Here is a 16758-nt window from a genome sequence, read left to right as displayed (position 1 = left end):
AGATTTTGCATCTTACACAATGTCTTATAATTCAACAAATTGTCGTTTTGAGCTCCCGAATATTTATAATCGAAACCTCTCGGAAATTCCTCCTTTAACTTAATTTGTACTATTAAAGACGGTTTTTAACGCCATTATGCCAATTTGTATGATCATCCACAGTTCCTCAATTGATCAAATAGATAATTATTTAATATCTTAGTGTCAAAAAGCTTTATTACAACCACTTTTTGAATAGTACTAAAATTACCCACCGGGGAGATACCGAAAAGTATGAATTTTTTGTTACCTTAACGGGAGAACCGATTACAAAAGTCCATTGATCATTGGCAAACAAAAGTGAGCTGCCGCTTGGCTTTGGCGCCAAAAGTGGTCATATAAAATCTATGGCGCATTTTTTTAATATAAATTATTACTTTCGTTAAATCGTTTGACCAAACGATGAAAAGTCTAACAAAAAAGCGTCAATTACTAAACTTAGGTAATGTTGACTTGAGAAAATATTATCATGGAATCATTATCAACCTATTCCTGTTGTTAGCAGTGATAATTACTACAAACTTGGAGCTGTTCTCTGAGTTTTCAATCTAATAACACCGATTATGTCGCACAGTCTAAGATGGTCTTATATTTTTAAGCACTGGATAGGTACTCTATTATTGGGTACTACACTTGTGAGCATATTCCCTGTATTTAACCCGTTAAATTCTTCCGGTATTGGTCAAACAATATTCTTTTCTATACTTTGGTTATGCTATAGCGCGATTTATTCTATTCCTACGTTGGTATGTTATATATTGGCATTCAGCTGGTTTAAGGACAATACACTCAACGTTAATTGGATCAAAATGACATTAATACTAGTTACACTGGCTGGAATTGCAATGACAGTGGCATTAACAGTGCGCTCAATGGAATCGGCGATATATTATTCGATCGCCGCAATAATTACTGGGATATTGTTTAAGATTGAGAAGGTATGAATTCAATTGCTACGTTAAGGAGAACATCTCATAAGATACTAACTAACTCCGTCCTTTGTCGGGTAATTGGAGCATTAATAATTCTTTTCAACATACTTATTACTTATGAAGATGTTTATATGCTCTATCAATACAATTTTTGCAAGGGCTGCTATTGGTACATGATGGAGTATGAATCTATATTGTATTTTCGAATCGTCATTGGCATTATTGGTATACTATTAGGAACTATAGTGATAAGTCTAAAAATTAGATATTGGCTCATTATTTTGATTGTCTATATACTAATCTTTAACGCTCGATTTGAGGGGGAAAAAATTATTTATAGAGTCGAAGCCGGATCCGACAACAACTGACGTTTCCGTAAATGATCCTTCTAAAATAACCTCGAAAATTCATGATATATGTTCTTTATCATAGAAACTTCTAGTAAAGGCATTATATATTCTGCTCCAATAGTACAGAAATACTAGCAATATTTGTTCTGGAATAATCAGTCGAAATTTAAATGTTGATCTATCTATACTGAGATCTTAAAACAAAAGAGCTTCCCTCTAACCGGCAGAGGGAAGCAATTTGGCTAAGCAGTTGGTCTAGCCAGCCGTAAAGTTAATGAGCAAAGTGCTCTTAAATTGAATTATAAATAATCTTATTGAATAATTTTACTAAAAAATTCTCGTTACACCCTCATTTTAAGTTACGGATATATGATTTGATATCTTTATACTGATTACTACTTAAGATTATCTTGCCATCTGAATTTAATAAAATGTAACTTGGGAAAGATGAAATGGAAAATTGGGATGTTAAACTATGATTCTCATCTAAATATTGTTCCCATGGATAGTTATGCTTATCCACATAGGATTGAACATCTAACGGATTTTTATCAATTGAAACACCTAGAATCCTAACATTTCGTCCCTTTAAAACTTGAAAATCTTTCATGATCTCTATATGATCACTCACACAGGGAGGGCAATTAACGAACCAAAAATCAATAAGGTAATAGTCCGTATCTTCACGCCGCTCAATCAGGCTACGTGCGCCTTTGAGATTGATTAGGGAAAGCTTATCGATATCAATATGTTTTAGGTTACGAATTTTACTGAGCCGTTCGAAATTACGAATATCAGGAGAACCTTTATAAGCCTTCTCATCGTTCTCGTATAAGGAATAGATCGCATCCACATATTCCCTATTGTTTTGAAAAGTAAATAAAAAGGCTCCAATAGCTTCTAATGCCAAGGGGTTAGCTATATTGGATTTTATATACTGCAGATAGTGCTCGGGGCCATTGGCTTCTCCATTCGAAACCATGTGTATAAACCTAGCCCTTTCATAATATAAGGGCGCATTAATTACGGTATCTACTACAAATTGTTCGGATTCAATTGCACCTCTTATAATTACAGGGCCCTGCGATAAACATATTTTGAAATTGCGATCTGCAATATAAAATGAATAGAAAGTCGGTTCTTTATTATCAAGATGAAAATATGAGGTGTCTTTAACCGGCTGGAATTTAGGTTCAAGGCCATACTCACTTACGCCGATTTCCTTGTTCTTAAAGTCATCTGCATTGGTAATTATTAATGTAATGGATGTTTGACTCTGAACAATTTGAAACCGGATCAGCACCAAGATTAGGATGGTAAATAATGTTCTCATATCCTTATAATTGAGTTTAAGTAATTCATTTGTAACAGAATATCTAATCTCAGCAATATGATCGAAATCATATAACATGAGCGCATTTGAATATCCCATTTGGAAACTTGAAGAAATATCTCTTGCTCAAACTCTTTTTGCCTCTGTTTAGCGGCATTTTCAATTAATGAAATATCTGCTTCTTCTATTAACCATTTAGTTTTAGAATTCCCCCAATCTGAGAGAGGCAAAGTAAATCCAAAATTGATTAAAGAAATAAATTCGGCCTGTTTTCGGTCAATAAATATTGTTTGCAACTACTACTTTATTTAACTTCCTGATTAGTCTTATCAATTATAACTATTCATCTCCATAAATAAAAATAAAGTAAATAACACCCTGTCAAATTATCAATATTATACAAGTATTGGTTAAATTATGGCTAATAAACACGCAACGATAATCCATTATCCGCATTGTACACAGAATTTTATAATTCAATAAGTTGCCGCTTTAAGCTCCGGAATATTTATAATCGAAACCTCTCGGAAATTCCTCTTTTAACTTAATTTGTCCTACAATAAACGACTTTTGACGTCACTATACCAGTTTGTATGATCATCCACAGTTCCCCAATTGATCAAATAGATAATTATTTAATATCTTAGCGTCAAAAAGCTTTATTACAACCGCTTTATGAATAGTACTACAATTACCCGCAACAATTCAAAATTTAGTTATTTTACACTTCTGCTTTTGTTTATGCTTTCTGTCGCTCATGTATCAGGGCAAACCGGAGAAACTTTTCCTCATTGTAACTGCACAGAAATTCGTACAGCAGACGCTTATAAGGTTATATCCAATAACGTAGTCTTAGAAGAACGTCACTTTATAGAAAGTAAACGAGATGGTGTCTGGATCAGCCGGGATGCGAATGGGAATTTACTCAGAAAAGTAAACCACAAAAGGGGTAACTTAGACAATACCTATGAATCATTTTATAGGGCGTCTTCTTTTGATATCAGCAGCGATTATTTTTCGTTTATGGTTAGTACGAATAAAGAAGTAAACTGCATAGTGTGAAACCGAGCGAAGCTATACTGGAATTTTTAAGTGGCTCATCGCAACTTATGATTAATCTTTTGCTCAGATAGTGAATATTTAGTTTGGAAGCAGATTCAGATTTATTTTCAGTTATACAAAAGACCTCAATTTAATACATAAACGATCAAATACGATGAGTTTGAAAACAACGTTATTTAAAGTGCTAAATTCCAAAATATTTCAAGGAATTTTGATAGCCAACATTTTCGCATTCCTAATCATTGGTATCCAGTCTTCATTGGCGCCTGAGGATACAGGTATACTTGTTTTTTCAGAGTTTGTGATTATTCCAATGTTAATGGGTATTATCACGGCTTGGTTTTTGAAAGACATGGAGATAAGGGGAAAACAAATAACGGGATATTCTATCCTGAATGGTCTTATCGCCATCTTAATGAGCTTTTTCTTCTTAGGTGAAGGCTTTATTTGTCTACTGATTGTTTCACCGCTTATTTTTGGCTTTATCATCTCAGGTGCCTTTATTGGAAGGGCTATGTTTAAAAAGAGAAATCAAAAATTGAATATAAGCATTGTAAGCCTTTTAGTTGGAATTTTCATTGTTGACTCCCTGAGCGACCATCATCACGAAAATATGGTTTCTGATGAGCTATTGATTCAGGCAAGTCCGGAAGAGGTATGGAAACACGTGGTCGCCTTCGATCCAATATCCCAAAAGGAAAACTATTGGCTCTTTAAAATTGGGATGCCGAGCCCCATGGCCACAACGGTAAGTGAGCATAGACTGGGTGCAAACCGAAAATGTATTTTTAGCAATGGATATATCTTCGATGAGAAGATTGTAAAATTTGACATCAATAAAAACTTAATTTTTGATATCGTTGATCAACCCAAAGACCCTGAAATTATGGGACATATAGATATAAAAAGGGGCGAATTTATATTAAAGGACAATGGAAACGGCACCACTACTCTTATTGGGAACAGTTGGTATAACCTTCATGTCTTCCCTACTTGGTACTACGATCTATGGGCAGAAAGTATCACCAGAAATGTTCATTTTAGAGTAATGGAACATATTAAATTACTAAGCGAGAGATAGCCTATGTTTTCTTTTGTGGTAAAAAGAGTCGGTTTTTTAAAGGATATCCCTTTATGCGCTATTATATTTGATAGCTTCATGAGATTTTGGATGTTTTTAACGAAACCTGAATTACTGGACTGGATCGACGATCTGGAAGAAAATGTGACACGAATGCCTGGAACTACGATTGGAATACATAAATATGGCGGGACTGAGTTTAATTATATGGGAAGAGAGTTTGCACATGTACATAGCAATGGCTTATTGGACATCTTATTAAATACAGAACTAAAAAATTCGTTAATGACTGAAGGAAAAATTAAGGACCATCATGTATTTAAAAATTCAGGGTGGATAAGCTTTTACCTTCAAAATAAACAAGACGTGGGCTACGCATGTTATCTCCTGCACAAGGCTTACGACCGCATCAAACAAAAGCAGGATTCTATGCAGCTCTCCCCTTTTGTATGCCGTCTACAATCTGGAGTGTAACTGCATCTATCCGTTTTGTAGGGTAGTCAGTTTCCAATTCCTGGATTACAGTTTCCGATTTAAGATAGGTTTCATTACAATATTTGAAATTTCCACCTAGGTACGGTATTGGAATTTTAGTGTATTATTCAGGTCTATCGTCGAGGGCGAGGATTTATAAAGCAAAGCGATGGAGTATTTTGACGATATTACTGTTCTGATACCAATCGTTATATACCAATTCAAGTGATTCTATCTTCATTTCACCAAACTCGGCCGCTCTATAATCTTGCAATTTAGTACCAAACTTGTCCGGAGAACGCAGTTCCTTTCGAAAGCGTACTGAGGTCATATGTGCAGTAGCCAATCGATACCTCGAATCTATATGCTGTTGCAGAGCGGAGGAACTGAAATTACTCCTCAGCCTATCACGAAGTATTTCAAGCCCATCGCCCATCGGAAACCCCTGTATCAGCACGGCCTCCCGAGATGCTGTTATCCCTTTAAATTTCAGCTCGGTGCTGGGAATATCGTTGAGACTTTGTGAAATAATATCTTCGTAATCCTGGATTTGTATATCACTTAGATCAAAACCTTCATAACATGAAATGATTGAAAGTGCCGTCACATGTAGATCCGATGACGGCTGATAATACTGTACTCCGTCGATCTTCATCAATTCGTCCTGAAAAGCTCCAACACGGGCTTTAATCTCATCATTGGGTCGTATCAACAAGGTGAGACCACGACGTCGGTCTCTGTCATTATCTATCTGTTGGTCAATCTCTATCTCTCCCCTGCTAATCTGTCCGATAGACTGATTGAACATATTATCATAATGCTGTATAAGTTTCATAAATTTTTTACCCAAAACGGTTTCTTTACCTCGCTGTCCCAATCGTATAGGATTTACCTATAATATAGCATAAATTATCCGCGCTAATGTCTATGTGATGACGTCGGAGTAGTTGGTCGTTTAGATGTTGAATAACGCCTAATCACACGCTTCTTAAGCTCTCTTTCCAAGATGATACTCGAGCGAATTCCATTAAAATGTTTCGTACTCTTTTCCATAACACAAATGTTATCAAAATTGATTACATTTTCCCCAATTATTTTGATCGAAATCCCCTGACATAACTCGGCAGGATTTCCCAGTAATTAGGAATGATACGAAGCAATGTAGCTTAGCGATCCACCAGCACTTTCACGGATTCCTCATTTTGATCGATAAAGTTAGTCTCCGTTTTAAATAACTGATACCATTTGCGAAATGTACCCATAAAAACAAGAAGCATCAATAGCATGGCCAATATGGCCAGTGATGCTAATAGCAGCTGCCTCTTGGGCAAATAAATATCCACCACCTGCAGATAGCCGGCCCAAAAGGTAATCCTAGCCATAAATACACCCGGTATGGCTGTAAATAAGGCATATTTCTTCCTATTCATCCGAATAAGCATTGTGGTACAGACAATAAGCCCACAGGCAGCCAAGAGCTGGTTGCTAATGCCAAATAGTGGCCAGATACTGCTTACATTTCCCGTAAAAACAAGATAGCCCCATGAAAAAGTGAAAATAGCACTGCATAGCCAAATGCCCGGTTTCCAATCTTTGTCTTTAAAGGCCGGAAAGATATTGCCCAACATTTCCTGCAAAAAGAATCGCCCCACCCGTGTCCCGGCATCAATAGCCGTAAGGATAAATACGGCTTCAAACATAATGGCGAAATTATACCAGTAAGCCATCACGTCGTCCATAAAGGGAACCTTATCAAATATATGTGCCATCCCCACAGCCAGGGAAACAGCTCCGCCGGTCCGCCCATGGAGATCAACTCCTATCCGATCTGAAAAATGTTGCAGATCCACGGCCTTTAATTCGGGATGTTGCGCCAGAAAATGGGCATAGTCACTTACTGGCGTATTGATCGCAAAATAGTCCCCCGGTAGCAAGGTGCAGGCTGCAATCAAGGCCATTAGGGCGACAAATCCCTCCACCAGCATCGCACCATAGCCCACAAAAAGAATCTCTCTTTCGGTACCCAACATCTTGGGCGTCGTGCCCGTGGCAATAATCGCATGGAAACCCGAAATTGCACCGCAGGCAATCACAATAAAAATAAAGGGCAGCACGGGCCCGCCGATCACAGGTCCGCCGCCATGGATAAAATCGGTCAGAGCGGGCATCTGTATCGTCGGATGCACAAAGACAATGCCGACGGCCAACATCAGGATCGTGCCGATCTTGAGATAGGTGGAAAGGTAATCCCGAGGAACAAGAAGCAGCCAGATAGGTAACACCGACGCTAAAATCCATAAACAGCAGTCGCGATCGAAATGGTCTTGACATCCCAATCGAACAGGTTGTGAATGACTGGGATCTCCATCAAGCGATGGCCCGCAATAATGCCCACAATCAATAAAATCCCCCCCAATATGCTAGCCAAGGTAACTGATCCGGCTTTGTACCGCATCAAGAGTCCCATAAATATGGCAATCGGCATGGTCAGAATAATGGTAAATAAAGACCAAGGGGCCTCGTGCATGGCGCTGATACAGGCAAGAGAAAGACCAGCCAAGGTCAGGATAAGAATAAACAGAACAGCTATACCGGTTATACCGCCGACAACGGGACCGATTTCCTTCGACGCAATGGTTGCCAGGCTCTGCCCTTTGTGCCTGACCGACGCAAACAGGACAACCATATCGTGCACACCGCCCCCCAGAACACAACCGATCAAAATCCAGAGTGCCCCCGGAAGGTAACCAAATTGGGCAGCCAGCACTGGACCGACCAAAGGCCCGGCAGCGGCAATGGCAGCAAAATGATGTCCAAACAAGACCTTACGGTCTGTCTTCACATAATCGTGGCCATCGGCAAACTCGACTGCCGGGGTAGTGATGGCATCATTGAGCCGGAGTACTTTCTGTGCCATAAAAACCCCGTAAAAACGGTAAGCGATCGCGAAGATTAAAATTGACGCAAAGACCAGCGTAAGCGCGTTCATATTATCTAAATCCATCCTATATCCAGGTATAATTTTATTGCAATATATTATTTTTGTTCCAATACTTGCCCTGAATCCAGCAGTTGTTTTTTTAATAAGCCGTAATCCACGTGCTGCACAACCCCATCATTATCAAGTGCTAATATCGCTGCGGCACCTGCACTCTGCCCCAACACCATGAATACCGGCTCCATACGGATCGAACCAAAGGCAATATGCGAACTGGAGAGGCAGACCGGAACAAGTAAATTGCTGCATTCATTGCTTTTTGGGATAATCGATCCATAGGAAATGGCGTAAGGCGCTGGCACATGAACGCCGATATCGCCTTCGTTTTGAACAAAGCCTTCTTTGGTCACATAGCGTTGGACATTATGCGAATCTAGGGTATATGAGCCCATACCGATCGGATCTTCCACCCTGCGCTTGCCCAGGATATTGTGTTCGGTCGTCACATATTGTCCCAGCATGCGCCGGGCTTCTCGTATATATAGTTGAGAAGGCCAATTGTCATTATCTTTAAATTCATCTTTTGCCAGCCCCCATTCGGCCATTTTTGATCTGATTGCTGTAGGCACCGAAGGATCATTGGCCATAAAATAATATAGGCCCTGCTGATAACGACGATGGGCTTCGATAATGGATTTTCGTTCCGCATAGCTCGCTTCGGGATAGCGATAGTTCATCCCGATAAAATCGGTACTGAACGGACCGTGGTTATTGGCATCAGTCTTATGGTTGGGCACCAGATCAAATTTTTGAAAGGCTTCGTCCCAGCCTGCCCGGAATAAACGTTGCAGCAAGACATAGTGCTGCGGATCGTACCCCATTGGCTTCACGAAGGGCTTCCGATTACGGACATCGTTAGTCAGGCACATCCGAAAGCAATAGGCCTGCAGCTTCTGATCTGCCGCTCCATATTGCCCGGGATCTTGCTCCGAAACGCCAAATACCAGACCGCTGCCCGGATCTCCTTCGTGCTTATAGGGGCTGATCTGCGCGATAAAGTGATGCCGATGCTGAAAGACCCCGGTCTGAACGCCGTTCCACTGCTCCCCGTAGGTCTGGTTGGCCTCCCGCCCGATCGTGTAACTTACTTTGGCAAGTGCCATCAGATCGCCCTCGTAGGTGGCATCAATAAATATCTTCGCCTCATAGATCTTTCCGTCTAAGGTTTTGATGGACTTGATTGTTGTGCCTTCTTTAGTGACGGCGCTTTCCTGCCGATCTAAATAGGCTCCACGGACGACATCAATCTGATGATCACGCACCCAGGAATCAAAAATGCGCTCGGCTACATGAGGTTCAAAAATCCACATCGTCCGATGCGCGCTGTCCATGGCAACAGTGCCCTGACCCCGATTGCCAAATGAAGCACGGGATTGCCAATTCCAGCTCGATTCTTTGGCGTAATGGTTATATACATCCTGATAGAATTTTTTGGCTAGGCCACCAATAACTGTTTTGTCGCCGGTATCCGTAAAACCAAGTCCACCTGAACTCAGCCCGCCTAAATGCTTATCTGGTGATAAGACGATAACCGATCTGCCGGACCGCTTCACTTGCAATGCCGCTGTGATGGCGGCCGGTGTACCGCCGTAAACCACAACATCTACCTCTTTCGTCGAATGCTGTGCTTCAACCTGCAGAAAAGCGAAGACAAGCACCAATATTACTCCTATTTTTATCTTTTGCATATGTATTTATTTTTGGTCTGAAACGGGAACCCACAAGACGGCATTTGCGGCCAATACGCCGCTGTCATCCGCCGACCTGATCTCAACATAGGGTGTGCGACTTCCCTTTTCAAACGCGTATTCGCCAAGCGCTACCCAGGTACTTGTGGTTTGTCCCAGAATATTGACTTCTTTAAAATTTATCGTTTTTTCCGTCCTCGTCTTCCCTGTATTAATAATAAATTTCCCGGTCGTGGTGCTTTCAGCAGTTTTTGGAAAATAGCTGTAGAGCATATATTTTCCGCCGGCAAAATCTTTGCCGGGAGTAAAACGGGCAACCGCTGTAGAGTCGCCGTCCACTTCCTGATAACTCATACCATAACCTTTTTTTGCGGATTTACGCCAAGTTCCTTTCAACATAACCTGCTCTTTATCGTCGACATGAATGATATAATCAGCCCTACGGCCATCCGCCTTCGGGTTGTCACGCAATGTTTTTTGCACGCGTTTTATATCAACATCCTGAACGGCAATTTTGTTGTCGATCGCTTCGCAGGCTGCCACGGCAGCGGACTGTCCCAGCACCATAAATACAGGCTCCATGCGAATGGAACCAAAGGCAATGTGGCTTGCCGACAGGCAGACAGGGACCAAAAGATTATTGATTTCTTCTTTTTTGGGAACGATAGCCCTGTAGGAAATCGGAAAGGGAGAAAATCCGCCAACCTCAACGTTACCTTCATTTTTGACCATGCCATTGACGATCACTCGGTCACAATTGTGCGAATCCATGGTATATGCGGCATAGCCTACCCCATCGGATACAACTTCTCGGCCCTGACAATGGTGTTGGGTCATGACGACATCGCCAATCATCCTTCTGGCTTCGCGGATATATAATTGTGGCGACCAATGCCCATTGTCGGGATATTCATCTTTGGGGTAACCCCATTTTTTGAATTCGCTTCGGATCGGCTCCGGTACCGAAGGATCGTTTGAGACAAAATATAACAGGCCCTTGGTGTAATCTTCATGAGCCTTGATAATCTCCTTCCGTTCAAAATAATCTGCCTCGGGATAGCGCCAGTTCATGCCTATCATATCGGTTGAAAATCCATTTCTGTTATTGATGTCAGTCTTCCCATTGGGCATCAGACTCCAGATAAATACGTCCTGGATGCTCTTCCAGAGTTGGATCTCTTTTTGCCGCTTTAAAAGTTCGTACTTGGATGCGTCATAATTCTCGGGCTGGGTAATGGCTATCCTATTTTCAGGAACATTGGTCAATGTAATCCGGTAGTTATAGGCTTGGACTTTGCTGTCTCCCGTTCCGTTTTCTTTTAAGGGCTCAGTATTAATCCCCCATAAAATGCCGCTATTGGCATCCCCTTTTATCTTATAGGGATCTACACCATCAGGAAACTGATGGCCATCCAGTAATTGCACGCCGTTGATGGTCTCGCCGTAGGTGCCATTTGACTCGCGGCCTACATGGTAGGATACACCAGCTTTGGCCATGAGGTCGCCCTCATAACTACAGTCCATAAATACTTTGGCCGTGACAGTTATATTTTTGCCGCCCCTGCTTTCACTTGGAAGCAGCGCTATGCTTTTGATCGATCGACTGTCTGTCTTTACGCCTGTCAAACGATACCCCATTAGTGTTTGCGTCCGGGAATGTGCCAGATAGCTCTTAAATATGGATTCGGCTATTTTGGGTTCAAAGATCCATTGCTCAAAACTACCGTAATGCTTGCCCATTTTACGGTAAAAATCAAGGGCTAAGCCTGTCACGACGTATTTATTCCCGATATCTGTCTGCCCCAATCCGCCAGAACTAAGTCCGCCTAGCCTTGTCCCCGGGTCGATCACCAAGACGGATTTGCCGGTCTGTGAAGCAGTATAGGCAGCGATCACGCCAGCAGATGTGGTGCCATAAATACATATATCTACTTGCTTATCGGTTTGCCCCTTGACGAGCTGCCAAAATATGGTCAAAAGCCCTATGGTCATTAAAAGTGTTTTTCTCATTATCTTAGGATTTAATAGCCTGGATTTTGCTCCAGATTTTTATTGGTTACAATTTCAATATTCGGGATCGGCCAAAGGTAATTTTTGTCGGGATCGAACTTGCGGAGCTCGATAACACGCATATCTTTCTGATTGGCCACATTTTTATAATTCACGTAATTATCCGCATCGATCGTCGGCGCATCGGCAAGCAGACCTTTTGGAATGCGACCATAGAGGGTCGAATTCATAAATTTATCGGCCAGTTTCCAACGTCTCAAATCGACCAGGCGAAAGCCCTCATTGGCCAATTCATAAAGTCTTTCTTTTCGTACGATCTCGCGCAGTTCATCCTGTGTTTTACCACTTGGGATTGCTGGCATATCGACGCTGGGACGTTGCCTAATACTATTGATCGCATCATACACCGTCTGGTCTACTTTATTGCTCTCGATCATCGCCTCAGCGTAAATCAATAATACCTCAGCGTATCGACTCTGAATGATATTTAGTTCCGACTCCATGGTAAAGTCCTTGTCCTTAATATCGACATATTTTTTCCAGCAATAGCCCGAAAAGCTTGCGTAAGCATTGATCGCATCCTCATTTTTAATCCGAGCAGGTAAAGATCTATTGTAAGAATAATTCCAACAAGATACACTATCCTTATGGGTTTCAAACTGAAAACCAAAAAATGTGGTACCGGGAAGTGCAATAGTATACCCTAGGCGCGGATCCCGATTGACGAAAGGGTTTTTAGGATCGTATTTTGCGGATTTATCGATGGCAATTCCATCGGTACACAGGTAGCTATCCACAATGGATTGGGATGGAATTTTATTGGAAGTGCCCTGGGCGTTGCGAGACAGAAATCCGCGTGTAGTACTATGGGTCTTGGTTTTTTGTAAGCGTAAATATTGAAAAGCAAAGATAATCTCTTTGGATGCCTCTCCATCATATGTAAACAATTGGCCGAAGTCGGTGTGTAATGCATATACTTTCAGATCCATGATTTCTTTAGCAGAACGCGCTGCTTCTTCCCATAGCCCATTATTAAGTGCTGCCCGAGCCCGTATGGCCAAAGCTGCACCTTTGGTAGCGCGTCCTACATCTGCTGAGCCATAGTTCACCGGCAAGATAGCTGCCACCTCAGCGAGCTCTTTGAGGATGAAGGCTGCGACTTCAGCCTTAGCTGTTTTAGGAACATTTGCATCTGCAAGGCTTAAACCGCTCGTTACTAAAGGCACTCCGCCAAAGTAATCAATGAGATATTGATAGACATAGGCCCGGATAAACTGTGTCTCTGCCTTATAGCGCTGCTGAAGATTGACATCCATCTTCCCATCCAGCTTCTGGATATTGTCCAAAATGAAATTGCATTTGCCAATGACCTTATAGGAGTTGGTCCAGATATTCCGAATATAACCATTGTTACTATCGTGATCTCCCCTTCCTACTGCTTGTAGGTCAGAGGTATTACGATCCCAACCGATATCTGTGGCATCATCAAGTGTCAGATTGATGGGCATATCGTCCGTAGGGTGAAATGCCAAGGCACTGTACAAACCGTTGACCACCAACGTCAACTCATCCTGATTTTTGAAATAATTATCGTCCGTAGGACCATCCAATGGAGATCTGTCCAGGTATTTTTCGCAGGCTCCCATCAAAAAGAGCGTAGCAATAGATACAATATATAAAGCTAGTTTATTTAGAGTTTTCATAATCCAAAGTTTATAATGTAATATCCAGTCCAAAAGAATATACTTTGACCTGTGGGTAAAAATTGCCATAACCCACAGGTGCTTCGACGTCATATCCATCCCAAAACTTGTCTACGCTGAATAGGTTTGAGCCATTGACAAATACCCGGAGCCTATTTAGTCCGATGGACTTTAGTAGGTCTGCCTGAAACGTATAGCCGAGCTGTAAATTCTTCAGCCTAAGGTAGGCGGCATTTTTCATCCAAAACTGGGAGGATTGCTGGTTGTTGTTCTGCCCGAAAGCTAAGCGCGGATATTTGGCCGTGGTATTGTCAGGTGTCCATCGGTCTTTATTGTCCTCACGAATCGTACCGCCAATCGCCCCGGTGGTTGTAAAAGGCTGGATACCGGCACCATAGAGGTAACCATCGGCTTTCCCCACACCCTGTAACAAAAAACTTAAATCGAATCCTTTGAAACTCAAATTGGAATTGAGCGAATAGGTATATCGTGGAATCGTACTACCGATGATGACCTTATCGGATTCATTGACCATACCATCGCCATTTTGATCGCGGTATTTGAGGTCACCCGGAGCCAAGGTACCAAACTGTGTGGCATGTGCTTTCACTTCATCGGCAGTCTGGAAAAAACCTTCCGAAAGATAGCCAAAGATGGAATTAATGGGATAGCCTTCGCGATTGACGGTCAAACCGGTCTGATTGATTCCCTGCATATCCAACACTTTGTTTTTGACATCAGAGAGGTTAACGGTAAAATTATATTTAAAGGCTTTGCCAGGATCACTCCGATAGCCCATGGAAAGTTCCCAACCTTTATTTTCGACGACTCCCGCATTTTGATACGGTTTGTTTAATCCAATAATCAGTGGGATATCTAGTTGAAGTAATATGTCGCTGGTTTTCCGGTTGTATAGATCGGCCGTAATGGTCCAGCGCTTAAATAAGGAGAGATCAATACCGATGTTTTTTTCCTCGGTTGACTCCCAGGTAATGTTGGGATTTGACATATCATTTAGGGCTGCCGTATTGACGATACCATTGCCCAACGTGTATGATCCGAGGTTCAATGATGCCACCGCTGGATAAGTTCCAATATTCTGATTTCCCAATTTCCCCCATGACGCCCTAATTTTCCCTTCTGTCAGCCAGCTTTTGGATGTGGCCAGGAATTCCTCTTCGGAAAAACGCCATCCGGCTGATGCCGAAGGAAAAAATCCATAGCGCTTGCCTTTGGCAAACCTGGAGGAGCCATCATAGCGTGCGTTGAGTTCCAAAAGATAACGATCTTTGAATACATAATTGATACGGGAGAATAAGGATTGTAATGCCCACTCAGAAGCGCTTCCAGTAGCCGACTGATTCAGTGCAGACCCTGCATTGAGCACTTCATAGTCAGGGAGCACATAGCTGTCTCTAAATCCCTGGGTATAATCAATCTTATAATCTTCCCGCGAACCACCAACCAATGCCTTTAACTGATGTGGACCAAAATCCTTGTTGAGCGTCAAGGTGGCTCTCATATTATTAAAAAGTTCCTGGCTATTGTATTGGGTAAGTGCCGTGCGGACCGGAACTGAAAAGCTTGGCGTGCCGTTTGGGAAATACGACTGTACTGCTTTTCTGAAATTCTTGTTAACCTGAGTCGCATATTTCGGTGCATAATTGACCTCAGCAGTCAACCATTCTTTGGGTTTATAGATCAATGAGGCGTTGATACTGCCAAATGGACTTTTGTTGGTGGCAACACCGCCATCGGCTGCCGCCGAAACGGGATTATTTCCATTCCAGCCCAATCCCCATGTGCCGTTGGAATTTCTAAAGGATTGATTGGCCGGAATGCTGCTCATCCACTGAAAAAGCTCTTCGATGCTGGCCGCCGGTGAGACCACGATCGGATTGACGTATTGGAAATCAAATTTTAGGGCCAATTGATCTGAAAACTTAACATCCACGTTGTTGCGTATGGTATAGCGCTTAAACGAACTATTCAGCGTCAAACCTTTTTGATCAAAATAACCGACAGAAGTCAGCATTTTCACCTTGTTTGTTCCGGAATTGACCGTTAGGAAATGGCTTTGCTGGAATCCATTTCCCTGCAATGACTCCTTTTGCCAATCTGTATTTGGATACTCATCCGAACTGCCGTTGCCTTGGTTGCGATATGCGGCAATGATATCTTCGGGATACAGCGGGCTTGCTCCAACATTTGTATAGGCTTCATTTGTCAGGAGCATATGATCTAAGGCATTAACAATCTTCGGCATATTAGTTGCCGACTGCCAGCCGAAATAATTATTGTACGCTATCGCAACTTTATCGGAACTCCCTCTTTTGGTCGTGACCAAGATAACACCATTGGCTGCCCTAGAGCCATAGATCGATGAGGATGCCGCATCTTTTAGTATCGAGATATTCTCGATCAAATTGGGATCTATATTATTGATGGAGCCTTCGATCCCATCTATGAGCACCAGCGGAGCTGCATTACCAAGTGTACCGATACCGCGAATACGGATATCGGCGCCGTCCGCCCCCGGCTTACCGGAACGCTGTGTAACGGTCACTCCCGAGGCCATGCCCTGAAGGGCCGAAGAGGTTTGCCCGGCGGGCCTGTTGTTCAGGTCATCGCCCGACACTGCGGATACTGCGCCCGTCAGATTGACTTTTTTCTGTGTCCCGTAACCGACGATGATAACTTCATCCATCATTCCAGTGTTTGATTTCAAGCGGATGAGCACGGTATTTTTGCTGGTTGCCGTTGCCACGAAATGCTTAACCGAATCGGTGTCGTATCCAAGATGGTGGGCATAGATCGTGTAATTTTCACCAGCAACGAGAGGGCTCAAAACAAACAATCCGTTGTTATCGGCCACAAAATGGAGTTTTTTGCTGGTCTTTTCATGGATAAGATCAATAGTAGCACCCGGCAATGTACTACCTTCGCTGTCCACTATTTTACCACTTACTTTCAGGTTAGATTGCGCAAATCCTACAGAAAAGTATGGAAATAGCAATCCCAAGAGCATTAATTTTATTAGAATATGCTTCATAATTGTTTACAGTTGGTTATTCTGATTTATATATTG

The 16758-nt window shown here is 42.1% G+C and carries 9 protein-coding genes and 1 pseudogene; 3 read left to right on the top strand and 7 right to left on the bottom strand.

Features of this window, described 5'->3' with window-relative positions; genetic code table 11:
• Window positions 1-1670 precede the first annotated feature (1670 nt).
• Window positions 1671-2654, bottom strand: coding sequence for a TlpA family protein disulfide reductase (locus DCO56_RS08810; RefSeq protein WP_181390501.1), 984 nt, complete (start codon window positions 2652-2654; stop codon window positions 1671-1673).
• 675 nt (window positions 2655-3329) lie between these two features.
• Here DCO56_RS08810 and DCO56_RS08805 point away from each other — a divergent pair.
• The 3 genes from DCO56_RS08805 to DCO56_RS08795 all read left to right on the top strand — a co-directional run bounded on the left by DCO56_RS08805 (window position 3330) and on the right by DCO56_RS08795 (window position 5271).
• Complete coding sequence (locus tag DCO56_RS08805; protein WP_108633365.1) at window positions 3330-3716, top strand: toxin-antitoxin system YwqK family antitoxin; 387 nt, start codon at window positions 3330-3332, stop codon at window positions 3714-3716.
• Between the two features lie 154 nt (window positions 3717-3870).
• The gene (locus tag DCO56_RS08800) at window positions 3871-4797 is read left to right on the top strand and encodes an SRPBCC family protein (protein ID WP_108633364.1); all 927 of its coding nucleotides are present in this window, start codon (window positions 3871-3873) and stop codon (window positions 4795-4797) included.
• A gap of 90 nt (window positions 4798-4887) precedes the next feature.
• On the top strand, window positions 4888-5271 hold the full coding sequence (locus DCO56_RS08795) for a luciferase domain-containing protein (protein WP_146191003.1): 384 nt from the start codon (window positions 4888-4890) through the stop codon (window positions 5269-5271).
• Window positions 5272-5425: 154 nt separating this feature from the next.
• Here DCO56_RS08795 and DCO56_RS08790 read toward each other — a convergent pair whose 3' ends face one another.
• The 6 genes and pseudogenes from DCO56_RS08790 to DCO56_RS08765 all read right to left on the bottom strand — a co-directional run bounded on the left by DCO56_RS08790 (window position 5426) and on the right by DCO56_RS08765 (window position 16722).
• Window positions 5426-6106: a 2'-5' RNA ligase family protein gene (locus DCO56_RS08790; protein WP_146191002.1), complete on the bottom strand. Its 681-nt coding sequence runs from the start codon at window positions 6104-6106 to the stop codon at window positions 5426-5428.
• A 331-nt stretch (window positions 6107-6437) separates the two neighbouring features.
• A pseudogene (locus tag DCO56_RS30050) lies at window positions 6438-8260 on the bottom strand (carbon starvation CstA family protein).
• Between the two features lie 47 nt (window positions 8261-8307).
• A complete protein-coding gene (locus DCO56_RS08780; RefSeq protein ID WP_108633361.1) occupies window positions 8308-9957 on the bottom strand; it encodes an FAD-dependent oxidoreductase in 1650 nt (549 codons plus the stop codon).
• Between the two features lie 6 nt (window positions 9958-9963).
• Window positions 9964-11967 (bottom strand): FAD-dependent oxidoreductase, encoded by a 2004-nt coding sequence (locus DCO56_RS08775; RefSeq protein ID WP_108633360.1) that lies wholly within the window; start codon window positions 11965-11967, stop codon window positions 9964-9966.
• An 11-nt stretch (window positions 11968-11978) separates the two neighbouring features.
• Window positions 11979-13670 (bottom strand): RagB/SusD family nutrient uptake outer membrane protein, encoded by a 1692-nt coding sequence (locus tag DCO56_RS08770; protein ID WP_181390500.1) that lies wholly within the window; start codon window positions 13668-13670, stop codon window positions 11979-11981.
• A gap of 10 nt (window positions 13671-13680) precedes the next feature.
• Complete coding sequence (locus tag DCO56_RS08765; protein WP_108633358.1) at window positions 13681-16722, bottom strand: SusC/RagA family TonB-linked outer membrane protein; 3042 nt, start codon at window positions 16720-16722, stop codon at window positions 13681-13683.
• Window positions 16723-16758 lie beyond the last annotated feature (36 nt).

Source organism: Sphingobacterium athyrii (assembly GCF_003071065.1).
GTDB lineage: Bacteria > Bacteroidota > Bacteroidia > Sphingobacteriales > Sphingobacteriaceae > Sphingobacterium > Sphingobacterium athyrii.
This window is presented reverse-complemented; position numbering and strand designations above follow the sequence as displayed.